This window comes from Roseobacter sp. EG26 (assembly GCF_049830555.1).
Taxonomy (GTDB): Bacteria; Pseudomonadota; Alphaproteobacteria; order Rhodobacterales; family Rhodobacteraceae; genus Roseobacter.
In genome coordinates this window covers 57,620-76,025 of sequence record NZ_JBNBLH010000008.1, presented here as the reverse complement: position 1 = coordinate 76,025, position 18,406 = coordinate 57,620, and the positions used below count along the sequence as shown (strand labels likewise).

Sequence of the window (18,406 nt, the reverse complement as noted above, 5' to 3'; positions counted from 1 at the left end):
GATCATCGCGCAGGAAAAAGGAAATGGTCGCGTGCTTACCAATTCAGATTTGATCGAGCTTACGGCGTTTCGCCGTCAATTACACCGGCACCCGGAGGTCTCCGGGGAAGAAGCGGAAACAGCACGGGCCATCGCAGCCGCTCTCGATACACTCGCGCCAACGAAAGTTCTAACCGGATTGGGTGGGCACGGAGTGGCCGCAATCTTCGACAGCGGCATCGAAGGCCCAACCGTTCTGTTTCGTGCCGAACTTGACGCTTTACCAATTCAGGAGTTGAACGACATCCCCTGGAAGTCGGAAGTTGCAGGCAAATCGCATATGTGCGGGCATGATGGTCATATGATCCAACTGCTGGCCCTTGGTCGCATGATCTCAAGGGAACCGGTCGGCAAGGGTCGCGTTGTACTGATGTTTCAACCCGCAGAAGAAGACGGCAGCGGCGCCCGCGCGGTGGTCGCCGACCCAGAGTATGCGCAGATCCAAGCTGACTGGGCCTTCGCCGTTCATGTGGAACCAGGCCGCCCCTTTGGCCATGTATCGACGCGCGCTGGCTTGATGAACTGCGCATCTCGCGGGTTAAAGATCCAGTTACAGGGAAAGACAGCGCACGCCGCTGATCCCGAAGCTGGGATTTCGCCCGCCCGTGCCGTAGCCCAGTTGATCCCGGTTCTGGATGACCTGGGGCAAGGTGGCCCTCTTGATGATGAATTCCGTCTTGTGACGGTGACCCATGTCCAAATCGGTGAACCAACCTTTGGTATCGCGCCCGGTGCTGCGGTGATTTTTGTCACATTGCGCACGTCAGCGGACCCGGCAATGGAATCGCTTGACCAAGCCGCGCGAAATTTTGCCAAGACAATTGCCAATGAAACTGGTCTGGAGATTGGGTTTACGGTGCATGACGACTTCGCCGCATCGATCAATAACAAAGATGCGACAGATGTTGCGATCGCGGCAATGAATGCGATTGGTGTCGCAAATAACGACACCGATCTGCCAATGCGGGCGTCCGAGGATTTTGGCGTGTTCGGGTGGCATGCCAAAGCCGCCATGCTGTGCTTGGGGCCGGGCGAAGACTACGCCGCTTTGCACAACCCGGACTATGATTTCCCGGATGATCTTATCCCCGTAGGCTCTGCCATATTCGAGCGCATCGCCCGTGATCTATTGGGGCGCGCCTGACCATACCAGAAGCTCACAGAACAAACAGATTTCTCCGCGGCAAATGGGCCAAGAGGCTCGCCGCGTTCATCACTCCAACTGGTAAGGCCGCTCAATCGACAACCGTTCCTTGAGCACGTTCCATGTGGCGGCCTCAAATCTCTCCGGCCAGTCGATCCCCAGATCAACGGCCCTTTTCCGAGCGCGGGGAATATAAGCCTCTGCGTAGGCCAAATGTGTCTCGATCATGCTATGGCGATTGGGCTTCGGCGGTGGGAGCGACGTCAGCAACTCCTTTTGAGCGTCGGAAATCAGCCGGTTCAGGTGTAAGATGCCGCCGCGATTTGGCGCCGCAGTTTCTTCGATCAGAAGTTCCACGAGAAGGTTTCTGAGATGAAAAACACCCAAAACACCGTTGATGTATTCTTCGCGGCCCGCCGCGACATGAAGCAATCCCAGAATCCGGATGAATTCCTCGACCTGATAGAGGAATTTTCGAGCATCCGGTTCTCGGTCCGGCAGGGTTTTTGGCAAGCCGTCAAATATCCCGGCGTGATCGAACAGCACTTTGAGTGTGTCTTGAGAATGCGCGCCCATCTGGTCAGGTTTTAGTATGATCAGATCGATGCGAATCCAGTCGTCAGTGATTGCGTTGATCAGCACCGGGATGTTGGTGCGATCCCACCATAGAACGATCTCGCCGGTTCTTGAAACAGCGCGACGCCAAACTTCCGCGAAAGCGTCTGTCGCCCCTTCGTCGGTCACCATGACAAGATCAATATCGCTATGGGCATCGGCCATCCCGTTCCCGTAGCTGCCGCTAAGAAACAGCGCCCTGATACCTTCGACCTTTTCAGTTGCCTCGACAATCGTCTGGATCGCTTCCGCGGGGGTCATAAGTCACACCTTTGCTGGTATCGTTTGCGCAAACCTACCACCGATCGGGGAGCGGTCAATTTGGGTCATAGAAAACAGAACCGGGATGAATGCTACCTTTCCGCCGCAATTCCTGACCTTCGCTCCCTTCACGTGCATAAGCAGTCCTCGGTCTTGCCAAAGAGACTGACCGATCTCAATGCCGATTGCCCAGACATTCAAATCTATTGCTTGACTAAAGAACCGCTTCGGCGAGACAACATCGTCAGACCGGCCCGTTTCGGGCGGAAAGTTTCAGGGAGATTAGGATGAATCGCCCCGACCGCGATCTGCTCACATCCAGTCATTGGGGGACCTACAGCGTTGACGTCGTCGATGGGCAGGTCACCGGTCTTCGGAATTTCGAACATGATCCTGATCCCTCGCCAATCGGTCACGGCATTGTCGATGTCTTGGAAGGTCCGACCCGTATCACCGCGCCAATGGTGCGGAAAAGCTGGCTTGAGGGCGGCCCTGGCACGGCGGGACAAAAACGCGGGCTGGAAGAATTCGTTGAAGTCAGTTGGCAGGACGTTAACAAGATTGTCGCTGCGGAACTCAATCGCGTGCGTCAGCAGCACGGCAACAACGCGATTTATGCGGGCTCCTATGGCTGGGCAAGTGCCGGGCGGTTCCACCACGCGCAAAGTCAACTAAAGCGATTTCTCAACTGCATAGGCGGGTTCACCAGCTCAAAAAACACGTACTCCTTTGCCGCCGCAGAAGTCGTGGTGCCGCATGTGCTGGGTACCTTCCGAGGATTTCTGGACACAACAACAAGCTGGGAAAGCATCGCCACTGACTGCGAATTGCTCGTTGCCTTCGGTGGCATCCCTCTGAAAAACGGCCAGATCAGTCAGGGAGGCTTGGGCGCGCATGTACAGATGGCCGGTCTGCGCGCGGCAAAGATGGCAAAGGTTCAGTTCGTCAATATCTCGCCACTAAAATCAGACCTGATAGATGACGCGGATGCTCAGTGGTTGGCGCTGCGACCTTCGACCGATGCCGCACTAATGCTGAGCCTGGCATATGAAATATTTGATCAGAACCTGCACGATCAATCCTTCCTCGATCATTACACTGTAGGTTTTGATCGCTTCGCCGCGTATCTGACCGGCGAAACAGATGGCATCCCGAAGTCTGCGGAATGGGCGGCCCGCATCTGCGATTTGCCAGCTTCCGAAATTCAAACCCTTGCACGGCGTATGGCGACCCACCGCACCATGATTTCCGTCGCCTGGGCCCTCACCCGGCAAGACCACGGCGAACAGCCGTTTTGGGCTGCGATCAATCTGGCCGCGATGCTGGGTCAGATGGGCCTGCCGGGCGCCGGTATCAGCTTCGGATACTCGGCGATGAACAACGTCGGCCTGAACCGATACGAAATTGACTATGCGTCTTTTCCACAAGGGCAAAACCCGGTGGAGGATTTCATACCAGTGGCGCGACTAACCGACATGTTGGAGAACCCTGGCGGCACATTTACCTATGACGGCGCTTCCTACACCTACCCCGACATCCGTTTGGTCTGGTGGGCAGGGGGTAACCCGTTCCACCATCATCAAGATTTGAACAGATTGCGCCGCGCTTGGGCGCGGCCTGAAACCATTATCGCTAACGAATGGTGCTGGAATGCATTGGCCAAACACGCGGATATTGTGCTGCCCTGCACGACCACATTGGAACGACCGGACATCGCCATGTCCCCCAAGGATCCCTACATCGTGTCGATGGATGCAGCGATTGAACCTGTGGGACGGGCCCGCGACGATTACGACATCTTCTCGGGGATCGCGGCTGAGATGGGCGTGGATCGCGCCTTTACGGAAGGACGCAATACAGAATCCTGGCTGCGCTGGCTATGGGATGTCTCCCGTCAGCAGGCGGCAAAAGCCGATGTTTCACTCCCCAATTGGGAAACGTTTCAGCGTCAGGGTTGGGTGAAACTCCCAACCCCCGAGGAACCCACAATCATGATGGAGGCCTTCCGGGCCGATCCACAAGCAAACCCATTGCGCACGCCGAGCGGCAAAATCGAGCTTTTTTCGCAGACGGTACATGAGTTTGCCTATGATGATTGTCCAGGGCACCCGGTGTGGCTTGAACCGGCTGAATGGCTCGGCGGCGCCGGCACCGACGAATTTCACCTGATCTCAAACCAACCGCGCAATAAGTTGCACAGCCAGCTGGATCATGGCCCCGTCAGTTGCGCGGATCGACCAAAGGGCGTTGAGCCGGTCACCATGCACCCAACGGACGCCGCCATGCTTAACCTCGCTGAGGGTGAGGTCCTGCGCCTCTCCAATGAACGGGGGACCTGCCTTGCAGAATTGCGTACCAGCAAGGACATTCGTCGGGGTGTCATCCAGATTGCCACCGGGGCATGGTTCAAACCGATCGGCGAGGCATGCCAAAACGGGAACCCAAACGTTTTGACCCTGGACAAAGGAACCTCGCAACTCGCCCAGGGCCCTGTTGCGCATTCCTGCCTTGTGAAAGTTGCCCGCCAATAAGCTTATCAGCACGCGGATGCCCATGCCCTTTCACCCCCTGCACATTCCGATTCTGGCAACACAAAAGCAATCGCCACTCAGCTATCTGACCCCCCCGATATCCGGCCGGTTTCGTTTACGCTGTTGCGACCAGCCAGGTTCGCGGGGCAGGCGTTGAGGTCGCCAGTCATCACGTGGAAACTGCCGATCAATTCTGCGGTTTTGAAAGGTCACAATCATAAACACTCGCCCTATGCATCTTAGTGGGCCCGAAATTCGCCGCATCACTCTGATCTCACTCTTCTTGTTGTCTGAGGAAACATTCCCCGCAAAAGCTATCCAGCGGAACAGATGTGAAACGCGCGCCCGGCCAAACCCGTAAGTGACCCGTAAGGCTCTTGTCAGCGGATTTGACCAGATGTCATGATCAGGGTTCGAACCGGAAACCGATTGTGGGATTTTCATGCAGAGTGACACGTCCCAATTCGCTCGAAAGTTAAGAGAATATCGCGCATCCAACGGGCGGCACGGTCGTATGACACAAGAAGAGCTAGCGACATTGCTGGGCGTCAGCATCGATGCGATTGGGAAGTATGAGCGCTCTGTTTCTTTCATCCGGGGAGATTTGGAACACCGGCTGTCTGAACGCCTTGACTGGACCCGCGAGGAGATATTGGCCTGTCGCGGCGAATGGGAGAGCAGATCCCTACAACCAAACCAAGCCAGATACCGTTTGTTGGACAATGCGATGGTCGACGAGATATTTGACGGATCGTGGCGCAACGCAAGCCTTGCCTCCATTGCCATGGCGGAAGCAGAGTTAAGCTCGCTGCCTGATGAAATGGCACCGAATGTCGATGTGTTCTCGCCAATCTACGAGTCATTTCGGGAACATTGGGGCGCCATCATGGCCGATGGTGAGATGGTCGCCAAGTGGACGCTCCCATTTTTGCTTCCTGAAGATGAAGCGCTTTTCCGCGCAGGCAGGTTGATCGAAGCAGATCTTTCCGTTGACACCCTTCGCCGCCCCATTCTGCCAGGTTCGTATTTCGGCTATTGCCCGGCACTGATTGTCAGACCTGGCCATGAAGCAGCGGCCAGTCTTTTGCTGACGTCATTCGTTGATTTTCTGGAAAGTCTGGCCAACCGGGATGTCTATCTCCACGGGCTTGGTACAATATCGGTAACGTTGAGCGGTGCCCAGATATGCAAGGATCTGGGCATGGTTCGTTTGGGCAGCCATTGTCTCGACGACAGTTTCGGCGTCTGGGAGTTGCCCGGTTCTGCAATCCCCAAATCAGTCTTCGGTCGGCGCAGCGCATTGTTGCGCAGGGCCTATTCTGAAATCCACAAACCTTAGAGATAGGCAGTTGGTTGCCTTTTAATCTGTCGAAAACCATCGCCGAAATTCTGTTGTTTGGTCGGCAGCACCGAACGGCTGGCATCGCCGCTGTCGGCTGAATGGCCGCACGGCATCTTTGCAAATGCAACAACCGCGCGCCCACCACCTTGTATTTGCAAAGGAGCGTTCTTCACCTTCGAAGCCTCTGTTTTTCGTCACGCTTGTCACTTGGTTGTCGCATTGCTTGATTATTGACGAATTAGCGAATATCAATATGGAAACGTTTCCATAAGGGGGTAATGTGCGCCAACCGGCCACGATAAAGGACGTAGCTCAACATGCAGGTTGCGGTGTGGCCTCCGTAAGCCGGGTATTGAATGGCTCCGGCCCCGCCAGTGCCGCGCTGCGAAAAAGAGTACTGGCGGCCGCTGATGAGCTCGGATTTGAATTCAGCGAAATTGGACGGTCGTTACAAAGCAGTACGACAAGTACCATCGGCTGCGTAGTCCCTTCGTTGGCAAATCCAGTCTATGCCGACGCGGTGCAAGGCGCACAAGAGACCTTTCAAGCGCAGGGCTACCAGACCTTGCTTGTCTGCACGAGCTACAACGCGGAACTTGAGCTGAACGCCATTCGAACCCTGATGGCAAAACAAGTTGACGGATTTGTTTTGACTGTCAGCGATGCGCTTTCAAGCGAGGGATTAAAATCAATTCAGCGTCGTGAAGTCCCTCATTGTCTCTTGTTCAATATGCCGCCAGGAAACGAAGAAAGCTGGTCGGTCGACGATCGCTCTGCCGCCAAATCAGTCGCAGACGCCTTTCATAACGCGGGCCATAAACATGTCGGCTTTCTCGCCCTTAAGTTTAAAACATCAGACCGGGCGCGACAAAGATACGAGGGCTTCGTCGAGGGGTGTGCAATTTGCAAAATGCAAAAACCGGCACTGTTAGAAATCAACGAAGACAGCCAGAACCTGACGGAGCTTTTGCAAGGGTTTTTGACAGAAAACCCAACCCTCACCGGGATTTTTGTATCCAATGATTTTCTAGCTCTGGCAACGATCAGAAGTGCGCGGAAACTAGGGCTGAAGGTCCCTTCAGATTTGTCGATCGTCGGTTTTGACGGAATCGACGTTGGCACCATGGTGGAACCAAGCCTTGCGACCATTGTGACCGATCCGAAAATGATGGGTAGCGGCGCGGCAGGAACCGTTCTTTCGATCATCAACGGCACATCGAAGCCCACCCAACCAGACCCAGAACAATCCTTTAGTTTCCGCGGCGGAGGCAGTCTTGCGCCTCCGGGCGCAGAAAGAACTGACGACGAAAAGGCTGCAACCTCTTCGCCGTCAAACAATCCAACCCAGAAGAACGCTGAAATCCAACCGGAGAGATCAACATGAGATATAAACTCGCTGCCGCCTTTATGACAATGACGATAACGTCACCGGCGCTCGCCGCTGATGCGGTCTGCTATAATTGCCCGCCACAATGGGCCGATTGGGCGTCGATGCTGGAAGCAATCGACAAAGAAATCGACGTGCAGATGCCCCATGACAACAAAAATTCAGGTCAGACACTCAGTCAGCTCCTGGCCGAAAAGAACAACCCGGTTGCGGATGTCGCTTACTATGGCGTGACCACCGGGATTAAAGCGGGCAACGAAGCTGTTGCAACGGCCTACAAACCTGCTGGCTTTGACGAAATACCCGAAGGTCTGAAGGATCCCGACGGGAAATGGTTCGCCATTCATTACGGGACATTGGGGTTTTTCGTGAATGTCGATGCATTAGGCGGCGCGGAGGTGCCGCAGTGTTTTGGCGATCTGACGAAACCCGAGTATCGCGGCATGGTCGGATATCTTGATCCCTCCTCGGCCTTTGTTGGTTATGCCGGGGCCGTAGCTGTCAATATGGCCTTTGGCGGTGATCTCGATAACTTTGATCCAGCCATCAAGTACTTCAACGAATTGGCAGAAAACGCACCCATCGTGCCAAAACAAACTTCCTATGCCCGGGTTGTCTCCGGCGAAATTCCGATCCTCTTTGATTATGACTTCAACGCTTATCGCGGGAAATACGAAGAAGACGGCAATTTCGAATTCGTGCTGCCTTGCGAAGGATCGGTGCGCGTGCCCTATGTAATGAGCCTGGTCAACAATGGCCCGAACCCGGAACTTGGAAAACGTGTTCTGGATTTCATCTTGTCGGACAAGGGCCAATCCATCTGGACCAATGCTTATCTTCAACCTGCGCGTCCGGTAGAGTTGCCCGCAGAAGTTGCCGAGAAATTTCTGCCCGCCAGCGACTATGAACGCGCTGTGGCCGTGGATTATGCAAAGATGGAAAAGGCCCAAGCCGGATTTGGCGAACGGTATCTGTCTGAAGTCAAGTAATCACCTCTCAGAAGGAAGGGTCGGGCAATATCCCGGCCCTTGCACATACCGATGACAAACCGACATTTTGTTCTGGCGTGCCTGACGCCATTGCTGATCTTTTCACTGGCGTTCCTGGCGCTGCCGCTTGTGCGCCTGTTCCTCGCGTCGGGCGAAGGCGAAGCAGGTTGGGCCATCTACTTGGACATCCTGCGCAAACCACGCTACCTGGAAACGCTGGTTTTGACCGTGCTTGTGTCCCTTGCGACAACATTTACGGCGCTTGCGATCTCCACAACGGCGGGGATGTTTTTGTCGCGCAACCAGTTTCGGGGTCGTGGGATGTTGCTGTCGATCATGACGCTGCCGCTTGCCTTCCCCGGCGTTGTGATCGGATTTCTGATCATTCTTCTGGGCGGGCGGCAGGGGCTCATCAATCAAATCACACCCGGCCATGTGGTCTTTGCTTATTCGGTGGTCGGCCTCTTCCTGGGGTACCTGTATTTCTCAATTCCGCGGGTTCTGCTGACTGTGATGGCCGCCGCGGAGAAGCTCGACCCGGCACTCGAGGAGGCGGCGCGCACGTTGGGAGCCTCGCCGTACCGGGTTGTGATTGATGTGATCATGCCGGGCCTTATGCCGTCACTGATTGCCGCAGGAGCAATTGCCTTCGCCACCGCAATGGGAGCCTTTGGCACCGCCTTTACGCTCGCCACAAACATCGATGTCTTGCCAATGGTAATCTACACGGAATTCACCCTTTCCGCCAATATTGCCATGGCCTCGGCCCTGTCGATCGTGTTGGGGATTGTCACCTGGATCTTGTTGCTGATCGCCCGCAGCCTTTCCGGCACAACCGTCGCTGCAGGAGGCTGATATGTTCCGCTCGAAAACAAAGCTCCTGCAATTATCCGTCACGCTGATGGCCTGCGCATTCCTGTTGATCCCCACAATCATGTCCGTCCTCGCGGGCGTTACCGCAAACTATTTTCAAGGCATCTCCTCCGGGCTCACCTTCAAATGGGTTTACCAGGTCTGGGAACTATACGCTGACAGCATTTTCCTATCGCTCTGGATTGCCTTTGCCTGCCTGATCTCTACTCTGATCATCGGGTTGCCCGCAGCCTATGGTCTCGCCCGGCATCCCGGCTGGCTGTCGCGCGTGCTGGAAGAGTTCATTTCCCTGCCCCTTGCGGTCCCGGGTCTGGCGCTGGCCCTCGCACTGTTACAGCTCTATGGCTCCATGAAGGGATTTCGTGCTTCGTGGACGTTTATTCTGGTTGGGCACGTGCTGTACACGCTTCCCTTTATGGTACGGTCAATTCTCGCCGTGCTTGCAGCCATTGATCTAAAAACGCTGGAAGAAGGCGCGGCCTCCCTTGGGGCCTCTCCCTGGCAGCGCTTCCGCGATATCGTCGTCCCCAATGCCATGCCCGGCATTCTGGCTGGTGCCCTGACAGTGGTCACGCTGTCGATCGGCGAATTCAACCTCACATGGATGCTTCACACACCTTACCTCAAAACCCTGCCTGTGGGTTTGGCCGATAGCTATGCCTCCATGCGCCTGGAAGTTGCTTCCGCCTATACGCTCGTTTTCTTCGTGCTGATTGTGCCACTGCTGATGGCCATGCAATGGGCGTCTGCACGTGCTCAAAGGATCGCTCAATGACCCTTCGCCTGACAAACACCGCCAAAACCTACCCGGATGGCACCAGAGCGCTCCTGCCCACGGAACTGGAAGTCGCCTCCGGGGAGGTGGTGTCGCTCCTGGGGCCATCGGGGTGTGGGAAAACCACGTTGCTGCGGATTATCGCAGGACTGGAAACACCCGATCCAGGAGGAGAAATCTGGTTCGACAGCGACAATGTTACCGCGCTGCCGGTTGAACGGCGCAACGTTGGCATGGTGTTTCAATCCTATGCGCTTTTTCCAAACATGTCCGTGCGCGCCAACATCGGCTACGGGCTGAAAATGCAGAAACTTTCCAGATCCGAAATCGATGCGCGGGTGAGTGAAGTGCTGGAAATGTGCCAGTTGGAAGACTTCGCCCACCGCGCCATAACCGCGCTTTCCGGTGGTCAGAGACAGCGGGTCGCGCTGGCCCGAGCAATTGCGCCACGCCCGAGACTCCTTTTGTTGGATGAACCCTTGTCTGCGCTTGATGCCGCCTTGCGCGAGGCGCTGCGCGATGAGCTGGCAATCCTGCTGCGAAAATTTGAGATCACCGCGATCTTTGTCACGCACGATCAGGATGAAGCCATGGCAATCGCCGATCGCGTGGCAGTCATGTCGCAAGGACGCATCGCCCAGAGCGGTACGCCAGAAGAACTTTATCGTAATCCCAAAACGTCATTCGTCGCGGGGTTCGTCGGTAACGCGATGCACTTGGAAGGCCAAGTCGATAAAAGCACGATGAAATTGCAAGGCGGCAGCTTGAGCCTTGAGCGCGATGGCACCGGACATGATGTCTACGTTCGTGCAGAAGACGTGTTGATCAATTCGTCCGGCCCGTTGCGTGGGCAGGTTGAGAGTGTCACGTTTCTCGGCACCCACTACCGGGTCGCAATCAAGGGGATTATTCCGGGGCTGTTGACCTCAATCTTTCCCGGTCAGACGGCACCAAAGGTCGGAGAAGCGGTTCACGTTTCGATCAAGCCCAGCACATTGTTATTGCTGCCCCGATCCGGAGCGCACCTATGACAAAGATCATCCAGATTTCCGATCCACATATCGTGCCCCATGGTCAACTGGCGTATGACCGTGTGGATACGGCCCCTCCCCTCGCGGAATGTGTCGGGACCATCAATCGCATGCTGCCACGGATTGGCCCCATTGATATGGCGATTGTCACCGGTGATCTAACCGATTTCGGGTCTGCAGAGGAGTACCAGAGATTTCGCGACCTGATGGCACCGCTTGAAGTCCCTTACCGTGTGATCCCCGGCAACCATGACAATATCGACGCGATGCGGACGTCCTTTGGCGATCAAACCTGGATGCCAAAATCGGGCCCGATAAACTGGGTGCAGGAATTTTCCAACCTCGCGCTCATTGGTCTCGATAGCTCCGTTGCAGGTCAATCGCATGGGCATTTGAGCGCACGGACGCTGGCGTTTTTAAAGGAATCGCTCGACGCCATGGCCTCGAAAACCGTACTTGTCGCGATGCACCACCCGCCGTTTCCGACTGGCAAACATAAGATGGACATTCAAAACCTTCGAGATAGCTCAGATTTGGGTGAGATTCTCTCTGCCTACCGCGGAGAGCTTCGCCTCATCTGCGGCCATGTTCATCGCAACATCGTCTCACTTTTCGGGAACGTTATCTGTCAGATTGCGCCCGGCACATCTCATGCCGTCACCATGGATCTGCGACCGGATGCCCCCAACTGTCTGACCAGGGAGCCGGGTGCGTTTCTGTTGCATGAGACCCGCAGCGGGTTGATCAGCCACAATATTCCCATAGGCCAATTTGACGGCCCCTGGCTCTTCTACCCTGATCGAGGCTGACGTGGATTTATAGAGCCTATGACGAATATGCGCATCACCGCCCAAATCGGCATGATCTGCCAATACCTGTCGTTGCACACCGGAATCAGTTGGGAAGATCGGAAGTCGTTTGATAATGGCGGGTAACCTTTCCAAGCGCCCTTCGACCTACTCAAAGTATTCTGCATGCTTTGCGTGAATGTCGGCGATCGTGTCATCCAGACGGGCCAGATGACGACGCACTATTGCCGCCGCCTCATCCGCATTGCGCCGGTTGAGGGCCTGTGCCAAATCCATGTGATCTTTCAGCAACGTCCTGGCTTCGCTTTGTCTACCAAGGCTTAGAACACACAGCCTGTCGATGCGTTGTTTGCACTCCTGGATCGTGTTGAAGGCTAAGGGATGCCCTCCCAATTCACAGATCAGCTTGTGAAACGCGTAGTCCAAGGCGTGAAAGCCTTCTGGTTGCCCGCGATCGAGTACGTCTTGTTGCTCAACAATATTTTTCTCAAGAACGTTCGATTTTTCGGGTGTCCAACCCGCACACGCGCTGCGAACAACCTCCAGCTCAACGGCGAGCCGGACAAATCGCGCATGTGCGATGCGTTCAAGTGAGAACCCGCGCACCTTGGTGGCCTTTTGCGGCCGGATCAGCAATAAATCCTGAGCTTCGAGCCTGTTGAACGCGTCCCGGATCGGTTGCCGCGAGACCCCGAAACGCTTCGCGATTTCTGCCTCTGACAACTTTGCACCAGGCAACACCCGCAAGGACACGATCTCCTCAAGCAATTGATCGAAAACCAAATCCGTCGTGGTCCGTCGTTCGAATACATCTGTGATGTTTTGCATTTCATGCCTTTAGTTATCTGCCGCAGCGCGCCTTACCCAAAAAGATCGTCAAATCCAAACGCCCACTGCGTTTGGTAGAACCCGCGGGATCGAGCCGAATAAAGTGGTTGACAATACTAGTATACTAGTCGTCTAAATGACGCAATCACGATCTACTAACAGCTAGCCTTCTGCGCGGCAAAAACTGAACCGATCCGAGCATTGGAGACCACCGGCAATGAGCAACACGGATGATGCAACGAATGGAGTGCGACTCCCGCTTGCCGACAAGGTAGCGGTTGTCACCGGCGGTGGCCGAGACATTGGTCGCGCCTGCGCATTGAAACTGGCCACTGAAGGCGCATCCGTCGTCATCAATTATCACGCGTCATCAGAAGGGGCCGAAAGTGCTGTTGCGACCATCACCGCAAATGGCGGCAATGCCATCGCTTGCCGGGGCGATATGACCTCCGCCGACGATGTGACAAGGCTGATCAGCCAGACAACGCAAACCTTTGGCAAACGGATCGACGTGTTGGTCCATGTGACCGGAGGGTTGGTGGCACGAAAGACCATTGCTGAAATGGACGTCGCGCATTGGAACAAAGTGATGGATTTGAACGCAACATCGTTCATGCGCGTTATCAAAGAAGTTCTGCCCCATATGTCGCGAGGAGGCGCCATTGTCGGGCTCGCGAGCCAGGCAGGTCGCGATGGCGGTGGCCCGGGCGCTGTGGCCTACGCGGCCTCAAAGGGCGCGGTGATGACCATGACCCGGGGCTTGGCGAAAGAGCTCGGACCGACGATCAGGGTCAATTCGGTTTGCCCCGGCATGATCGATACCGATTTCCACAACACCTTCACCAAAGACGAAGTGCGTAGTCATGTGGCGAACATAACGCCGCTCAAACGCGAAGGATCGTCAGAGGACGTGGCCAATCTGGTTGCGTATCTCGCATCAGACGAGGCTGCATTCATCACAGGCACCAACATCGACATCAACGGAGGTCTGCTCTTTTCGTAATCGGCTGCGGCCGGACCTCACACAACAGTTCATTATTCCAGGGAGGAAGACATGTACCAGAAACTTTCGAAAACATTTTTGGGGGCCATTGCGGCTGCATCTATGATTGGCGGCGCGGCTGCAGCCGCCGACTGGCGTGGATGGAACATCCACACGGACGGATACCCAAACACCATTGCGATGGATAAATTCGCAGAATTGTTGGCCGAAAAAACCGACGGTGAAATCACGCTTCAGATGTTTCATGGCGGCACCTTGGGAAGCCAGCCAGACGCCATCGAGCAGGTACGTCTCGGCGGATTGGAGATCGGTAATTTCAACCTCGGGCCAATTGGTCCCATCGCTCCCGAGGCAAATGTTGTCTCTCTGCCATTCATCTTCAAAGACGTACCGCACATGTTCCGGGTCCTCGAAGGTGAGGGCGGTAAGGCAATTGCAGCCGGCATGGCCGCGAAAGGCCTCGTGCCTCTGGCCTGGTATGACGCCGGCGCGCGCTCGTTTTATAACGGCGCAAAGCCCATCAACGCACCGGCGGATGTCGCTGGCATGAAAGTGCGTGTGATGAACAACGACCTCTACTCCGGGATGATCTCCGAGCTTGGGGGAAATCCGTCGCCCATGGCCTTTGCCGAAGTTTATCAGGCGCTCAAAACAGGCGTTGTAGATGGCGCGGAAAACAACTGGCCCTCCTACGAATCCACCGGTCACTTCGAGGTGGCGGGCTACTACTCCTTGAGCCAGCACCTGATCATTCCGGAATGCATCTGTATCAATGCAGATGTCTACAATGGGCTTTCTGACGAAATTAAAACCGCCGTAACAGAGGCCGCCCTGGAATCCGCGGAGACCCAGCGCCAGCTTTGGGCAGAACGCGAAGCCACCAGCCGCAAGATGGTGGAAGACGGCGGTGTTGCCGTCAATGTGATCGCGGACAAGGGCCCGTTTCAGTCAGCCATGGCACCCGTCTACGAGACATATCTGTCAAGCAATCCTGACCTGCGGCCGCTCGTCGAGTTGATCCAGGCCACTGACTAAGCCTGACAAAACCCCACGCGCCCGCCGATGTAGGTCGGGCGCGTGGCATGCGGGGAGTTTTCAGATGTTTCGAACCCAACTACAAAGAGATACGTCGCGGCTCCTATCGCTTTTCGAAACGGTTTTAGATGCGATTGCATATGGTTGCCGCATTATCACCGGCGTTTCACTGGTTGTCTTGACGGTGATTTTCGGGTGGCTGGTCTTCGGTCGATACGTGCTCAACGCCACGCCGACCTGGGTTGAGCAAGCCGCACTATTGCTGGTCATGATCATCGCCTTTCTAGGTGCTGCGGTTGGCATCCATGAAAACACACATCTCTCCGTGACCGCGTTTCGAAATCCACTCCCAGATCGCCTGCGACAGGCGTTGATTGTGCTGAGCGATCTGCTCCTCGCGGGCTTCGGAATTCTGATGCTTTGGCAGGGCGCCAAACTCACACTGTTCAAATGGGGGTCCCAAATACCGTTGATCCAGCTGCCCGAAGGTCTGCGCTCACTGCCGCTGACTGTTGGCGGAGCACTGATCCTGCTTTTCACTCTGGGGCACTTGATGCGCCTGATGCTCGGTCGCGACACCCGTAGCGCTAAAATTCAGTAGGAACTAGGAATGGGGCTTTTCGTTCTCCTCGGCATGTTCGCGATTTGCGTTGTCATTGGTGTGCCTGTGGCCTTCGCTCTTGGCATCTCCGCGATCGCGGCCTTTTGGTATGAAGGTTTGCCACTGATGATCGGGTTCCAACGGATCATCTCGGGCATCAATGTCTTTTCGCTGATGGCTATCCCTTTCTTTATCTTCGCCGGAGAGCTGATGTTTCATGGCGGCATAGCAGCGCGGCTCGTTCGTTTTGCCTCTGCTGCCGTTGGGGCCGTTCGCGGGGGTCTTGGCATCGTCAATGTGTTCTCTTCGATGCTCTTTGGCGGCATCTCGGGTTCGGCAGTAGCCGATATCTCGGCACTAGGGTCCATTTTGATCCCGGTCATGAAGGAAAAAGGCTACGACGCCGATTATGCCGTCAACGTAACGGTCACCTCTTCGATTGCGGGCATCGTCATCCCCCCAAGTCACAACATGATCATTTTTGCCATCGCTGCGGGGGGTGGTATCTCGATCTCCAAGCTGTTCCTTGCCGGCGTTCTGCCGGGCATCCTGATGTGCCTCTGTCTCGCGGTCGCGGCCTACATCGTCGCGGTCCGCAGAGGTTACCGGGCGGAGACTTTTCCGGGATGGCAGGCGCTGGCCATCAGCTTCGTCGCCGCGGTTCCGGGCCTCTTCACAGCGGTGATAATTGTGGGCGGCGTACTCTCCGGGATCTTCACGGTCACTGAATCAGGTGCCTTTGGTGCAATCTACGCATTTGTCGTCACGCTGCTGATCTACCGAAGCATTACCTGGCGTACATTCTGCGTGGCAGTATCTCAATCCGTGCGAACGACCGGCATGGTGATGATCCTGATCGCCTGTGCCGGCGCTTTTGCCTATATGCTCACCTTTTACAGGGTGCCTGATCAAATGGTGTCCTTGCTGACGGGAATGACCGAAAATCCCATTCTCATTCTCCTGATGATCAATGTCGTGTTGCTGGTTCTTGGCATGATCATGGACATGGCCGCCCTTATCCTGATTTGCACGCCAATCTTCCTGCCAGTCGCAAACAGCCTTGGCATAGACCCGTTGCAATTCGGAATGATTATGATGGTCAACCTCGGACTGGGCCTGTGCACACCACCTGTTGGAGCTTGCCTGTTTGTCGGATGTGCGGTCGGCAAACTGCCGATGGAAAAAGCCGTCAAAACCATCTGGCCATTCTATCTGGCCATCTTCAGCGCCCTCATGATGATCACCTTCATCCCGGCGATCTCGCTTACCATGCCCCGATTGCTTGAGTGACGCGTGTGGGTCGCCTCTGCGGGACCGGGTTCTCAATTCATATGATGTCTGGGCAACTTCATCGGCTGGAATACTGCCAATCCAGCTGGCCTCGCAATTTTACAAGCCGCTGATAATCCCCAAAACGAACAAACCAACGAAGAATAACCCGATATAGCTGCAAACGCGCATGAACTTGCTCCAGCCATCCAGCGCACCCCAAGGCCGTTTTTCCGGCTTGGCGCCACTTTGGGCATGATGTGAGGTCTTTTCATCTCCGCTTTGGCGCTGGGTCGCGGTTTTCTTTGCGGTCTTCATGGTCGAGGAAATTGTCTCACTCGTGCCAGCCTTGATATGAGCAAACTTGCGTCCAAGCTTCATGGCCGGAGACTCGTCTGACGTAGAATGCTTTTTTTGCGCGTCATCCTGAGGCCGCTTGGTTGTGACCAGTCGATCCCATTCATCAAAGAAAAGGCCCGGCTTGAAGTCACCTTCAAGATGGGTTTGCAGCAACTGGAAACACCGACGCTGCACCGAATTCATCTGATCTAGATTGAGCTTCAGAAGCCCGTTCAAGCTGTCTGACTGACCTTCGGAAAGGGTTCCATCGTGTTGCAGGTCATTGACCTGTTTGCGCATGCGCCGTGCCAGATCACGATGTGGATGCAGCCCGGTTTTGCGCAGGGAAACGGCACCGATGCCCGAGAAATTGAACTTTTGTGGCTTTTGCAGATGCTCGGCCTGCATCTGTTCTTCCAGATAGTCAAACAGCTCGCGGGTATCGACCGATCCATCGCCGTTGCGGTCGGCAGCACCCTTGAGCCCGTCAAGCAGATGCTTTGTGAAGACGCCGTGCCGGTACCCTTGCTCCTCGCGAGCCACCTGGGTGCTTGTGGCCGAGGTCATCACAAGCGTGCGACTGCTTGCCCCCAGTTCCATCTTGAGTTGCTCTCCTAGAGCCGAGCGCGGGGCTTCCTCTCCAGCAGCACCGGCATAGCAACAATCAAGGATGACCAGTCGCGCACGTGCCGGCGCCTGCTCGATCACATCCAGCAGATTTCCATATTTCATCGCCGTGGAATGAACGAGACCGGCGCGCGTATCAGCAAAAGCAAGATGGAGCTTTTGATTGCGCACCAACCCATGGCCCGCATAATAGACCAGCACAAGGTCATCACGGCGGGTCCCAGCCGTTATCTCTTCGATACGGGTCAGAGCCGCCATATGATTGCCCTTGGTAATCAGCTCAACGTGATCGAACTGCTCCCCGGTCTCTCCCTGCAGCAGATTATGCAGGGCTGTCGCGTCGTTCCGGGCGTAACTCAGATCCTCAAGCTCCGGGTCCTTGAAACGGTCCATTCCGATAACAATTGCGGTTTTTTGTCCGCTCCGCCGTGCTTGAGATGTCTTTCGCCCCGGTTCGAATGGCCGAACAGGTTCTACCTCTGGCATTGTTGCCTCATCAAAGGACGTTGGCGCTTCGGCAAAACCGGGCGTCAATCGCGACAAAATATCAAAAACACGCTTTTCGCTGAAATTCTTGGCGTTAAATATGACTTCCGCACCATCTTCTGCGCGTAGCTGGAACGACACGCTCCTTTCCCGCAGCACATAGGCTTTGAGAACGCCAACAAGAGCGGATACCGCTGCTGACTGCCCGACTTCGATCCAAAGCTGCGGATCCAACAGCAGTTCAAACGCCCGCTCCCCGGTCGCAGGTAGCCGCGTCGCGCGCGTGGAGCTTACACCAGCTGTTTCGTTCAAATCACTGTTGAGCCGTTCCAAGAATTTGGACAAGGCTTCATCGTCAAGTGCTGAAGACTGAACATCAAGTTTGAGTGTCATAACAAAACCACCCGGGACAATAAATAAAC

Annotated in this window: 17 protein-coding genes; 13 read left to right on the top strand and 4 right to left on the bottom strand. The window is 55.4% G+C overall.

Annotated features, from left to right (window positions below; translation table 11 throughout):
* The first annotated feature begins 31 nt into the window (after positions 1-31).
* Positions 32-1,183 (top strand): amidohydrolase, encoded by a 1,152-nt coding sequence (locus ACOTTU_RS17625; RefSeq protein ID WP_425659949.1) that lies wholly within the window; start codon positions 32-34, stop codon positions 1,181-1,183.
* A 69-nt stretch (positions 1,184-1,252) separates the two neighbouring features.
* Here ACOTTU_RS17625 and ACOTTU_RS17620 read toward each other — a convergent pair whose 3' ends face one another.
* On the bottom strand, positions 1,253-2,059 hold the full coding sequence (locus tag ACOTTU_RS17620; protein WP_425659948.1) for an aminoglycoside 6-adenylyltransferase: 807 nt from the start codon (positions 2,057-2,059) through the stop codon (positions 1,253-1,255).
* A gap of 287 nt (positions 2,060-2,346) precedes the next feature.
* On the opposite strand from ACOTTU_RS17620, the gene ACOTTU_RS17615 reads away from it, so the two are divergent.
* On the top strand, positions 2,347-4,590 hold the full coding sequence (locus tag ACOTTU_RS17615) for a molybdopterin-dependent oxidoreductase (RefSeq protein ID WP_425659947.1): 2,244 nt from the start codon (positions 2,347-2,349) through the stop codon (positions 4,588-4,590).
* A gap of 514 nt (positions 4,591-5,104) precedes the next feature.
* A complete protein-coding gene (locus ACOTTU_RS17610; RefSeq protein ID WP_425659946.1) occupies positions 5,105-5,929 on the top strand; it encodes a helix-turn-helix domain-containing protein in 825 nt (274 codons plus the stop codon).
* Here ACOTTU_RS17610 and ACOTTU_RS17605 read toward each other — a convergent pair.
* Positions 5,926-6,105, bottom strand: a complete 180-nt coding sequence (locus tag ACOTTU_RS17605) for a hypothetical protein (protein WP_425659945.1) — start codon at positions 6,103-6,105, stop codon at positions 5,926-5,928. The genes ACOTTU_RS17610 and ACOTTU_RS17605 overlap by 4 nt on opposite strands.
* 107 nt (positions 6,106-6,212) lie before the next feature.
* Here ACOTTU_RS17605 and ACOTTU_RS17600 point away from each other — a divergent pair, with 107 nt between their 5' ends.
* Genes ACOTTU_RS17600 through ACOTTU_RS17575 form a run of 6 tightly spaced genes read left to right on the top strand, consistent with a single transcriptional unit; the run spans position 6,213 to position 11,796 of the window.
* Positions 6,213-7,316 (top strand): LacI family DNA-binding transcriptional regulator, encoded by a 1,104-nt coding sequence (locus ACOTTU_RS17600; protein WP_425659944.1) that lies wholly within the window; start codon positions 6,213-6,215, stop codon positions 7,314-7,316.
* Complete coding sequence (locus tag ACOTTU_RS17595; RefSeq protein WP_425659943.1) at positions 7,313-8,308, top strand: ABC transporter substrate-binding protein; 996 nt, start codon at positions 7,313-7,315, stop codon at positions 8,306-8,308. Before ACOTTU_RS17600 ends, ACOTTU_RS17595 begins: the two co-directional genes overlap by 4 nt.
* Before the next feature lie 51 nt (positions 8,309-8,359).
* Positions 8,360-9,163: an ABC transporter permease gene (locus ACOTTU_RS17590; protein ID WP_425659942.1), complete on the top strand. Its 804-nt coding sequence runs from the start codon at positions 8,360-8,362 to the stop codon at positions 9,161-9,163.
* 1 nt (position 9,164) lies between these two features.
* Positions 9,165-9,956 carry an ABC transporter permease gene (locus tag ACOTTU_RS17585; protein ID WP_425659941.1) on the top strand — a complete coding sequence of 264 codons (792 nt, stop codon included), beginning with the start codon at positions 9,165-9,167 and terminating at the stop codon, positions 9,954-9,956.
* The gene (locus ACOTTU_RS17580; protein ID WP_425659940.1) at positions 9,953-10,987 is read left to right on the top strand and encodes an ABC transporter ATP-binding protein; all 1,035 of its coding nucleotides are present in this window, start codon (positions 9,953-9,955) and stop codon (positions 10,985-10,987) included. The genes ACOTTU_RS17585 and ACOTTU_RS17580 overlap by 4 nt, the downstream gene beginning before the upstream one ends.
* Entirely contained in the window at positions 10,984-11,796 is an 813-nt protein-coding gene (locus ACOTTU_RS17575) for a phosphodiesterase (protein ID WP_425659939.1), read from the top strand. Before ACOTTU_RS17580 ends, ACOTTU_RS17575 begins: the two co-directional genes overlap by 4 nt.
* Positions 11,797-11,943: 147 nt before the next feature.
* Here ACOTTU_RS17575 and ACOTTU_RS17570 read toward each other — a convergent pair whose 3' ends face one another.
* Entirely contained in the window at positions 11,944-12,624 is a 681-nt protein-coding gene (locus ACOTTU_RS17570; RefSeq protein WP_425659938.1) for a GntR family transcriptional regulator, read from the bottom strand.
* A 217-nt stretch (positions 12,625-12,841) separates the two neighbouring features.
* Between ACOTTU_RS17570 and ACOTTU_RS17565 the strand changes: the two genes are divergently transcribed.
* The 4 genes from ACOTTU_RS17565 (at position 12,842) to ACOTTU_RS17550 (ending at position 16,553) form a co-directional block, all read left to right on the top strand.
* The gene (locus ACOTTU_RS17565) at positions 12,842-13,627 is read left to right on the top strand and encodes an SDR family NAD(P)-dependent oxidoreductase (RefSeq protein ID WP_425659937.1); all 786 of its coding nucleotides are present in this window, start codon (positions 12,842-12,844) and stop codon (positions 13,625-13,627) included.
* Between the two features lie 51 nt (positions 13,628-13,678).
* Positions 13,679-14,662 carry a TRAP transporter substrate-binding protein gene (locus ACOTTU_RS17560; RefSeq protein WP_298918897.1) on the top strand — a complete coding sequence of 328 codons (984 nt, stop codon included), beginning with the start codon at positions 13,679-13,681 and terminating at the stop codon, positions 14,660-14,662.
* A gap of 64 nt (positions 14,663-14,726) precedes the next feature.
* Positions 14,727-15,263 (top strand): TRAP transporter small permease, encoded by a 537-nt coding sequence (locus ACOTTU_RS17555; RefSeq protein ID WP_425659936.1) that lies wholly within the window; start codon positions 14,727-14,729, stop codon positions 15,261-15,263.
* A gap of 9 nt (positions 15,264-15,272) precedes the next feature.
* Positions 15,273-16,553, top strand: coding sequence for a TRAP transporter large permease (locus tag ACOTTU_RS17550; RefSeq protein ID WP_425659935.1), 1,281 nt, complete (start codon positions 15,273-15,275; stop codon positions 16,551-16,553).
* A 99-nt stretch (positions 16,554-16,652) separates the two neighbouring features.
* Here the strand turns inward: ACOTTU_RS17550 and ACOTTU_RS17545 are convergent, their stop codons facing one another.
* A complete protein-coding gene (locus ACOTTU_RS17545; protein ID WP_425659934.1) occupies positions 16,653-18,377 on the bottom strand; it encodes a caspase family protein in 1,725 nt (574 codons plus the stop codon).
* Positions 18,378-18,406 lie beyond the last annotated feature (29 nt).

What these genes read in the sequence shown, in the direction of transcription:
- ACOTTU_RS17620 (WP_425659948.1), bottom strand. Translation starts at nt 2,059, where the DNA reads ATGACCCCCGCGGAAGCGATCCAGACGATTGTCGAGGCAACTGAAAAG.
- ACOTTU_RS17615 (WP_425659947.1), top strand. Translation starts at nt 2,347, where the DNA reads ATGAATCGCCCCGACCGCGATCTGCTCACATCCAGTCATTGGGGGACC.
- ACOTTU_RS17610 (WP_425659946.1), top strand. Translation starts at nt 5,105, where the DNA reads ATGACACAAGAAGAGCTAGCGACATTGCTGGGCGTCAGCATCGATGCG.
- ACOTTU_RS17595 (WP_425659943.1), top strand. Translation starts at nt 7,313, where the DNA reads ATGAGATATAAACTCGCTGCCGCCTTTATGACAATGACGATAACGTCA.
- ACOTTU_RS17590 (WP_425659942.1), top strand. Translation starts at nt 8,360, where the DNA reads ATGACAAACCGACATTTTGTTCTGGCGTGCCTGACGCCATTGCTGATC.
- ACOTTU_RS17585 (WP_425659941.1), top strand. Translation starts at nt 9,165, where the DNA reads ATGTTCCGCTCGAAAACAAAGCTCCTGCAATTATCCGTCACGCTGATG.
- ACOTTU_RS17580 (WP_425659940.1), top strand. Translation starts at nt 9,953, where the DNA reads ATGACCCTTCGCCTGACAAACACCGCCAAAACCTACCCGGATGGCACC.
- ACOTTU_RS17575 (WP_425659939.1), top strand. Translation starts at nt 10,984, where the DNA reads ATGACAAAGATCATCCAGATTTCCGATCCACATATCGTGCCCCATGGT.
- ACOTTU_RS17570 (WP_425659938.1), bottom strand. Translation starts at nt 12,624, where the DNA reads ATGCAAAACATCACAGATGTATTCGAACGACGGACCACGACGGATTTG.
- ACOTTU_RS17565 (WP_425659937.1), top strand. Translation starts at nt 12,842, where the DNA reads ATGAGCAACACGGATGATGCAACGAATGGAGTGCGACTCCCGCTTGCC.
- ACOTTU_RS17560 (WP_298918897.1), top strand. Translation starts at nt 13,679, where the DNA reads ATGTACCAGAAACTTTCGAAAACATTTTTGGGGGCCATTGCGGCTGCA.
- ACOTTU_RS17555 (WP_425659936.1), top strand. Translation starts at nt 14,727, where the DNA reads ATGTTTCGAACCCAACTACAAAGAGATACGTCGCGGCTCCTATCGCTT.
- ACOTTU_RS17550 (WP_425659935.1), top strand. Translation starts at nt 15,273, where the DNA reads ATGGGGCTTTTCGTTCTCCTCGGCATGTTCGCGATTTGCGTTGTCATT.
- ACOTTU_RS17545 (WP_425659934.1), bottom strand. Translation starts at nt 18,377, where the DNA reads ATGACACTCAAACTTGATGTTCAGTCTTCAGCACTTGACGATGAAGCC.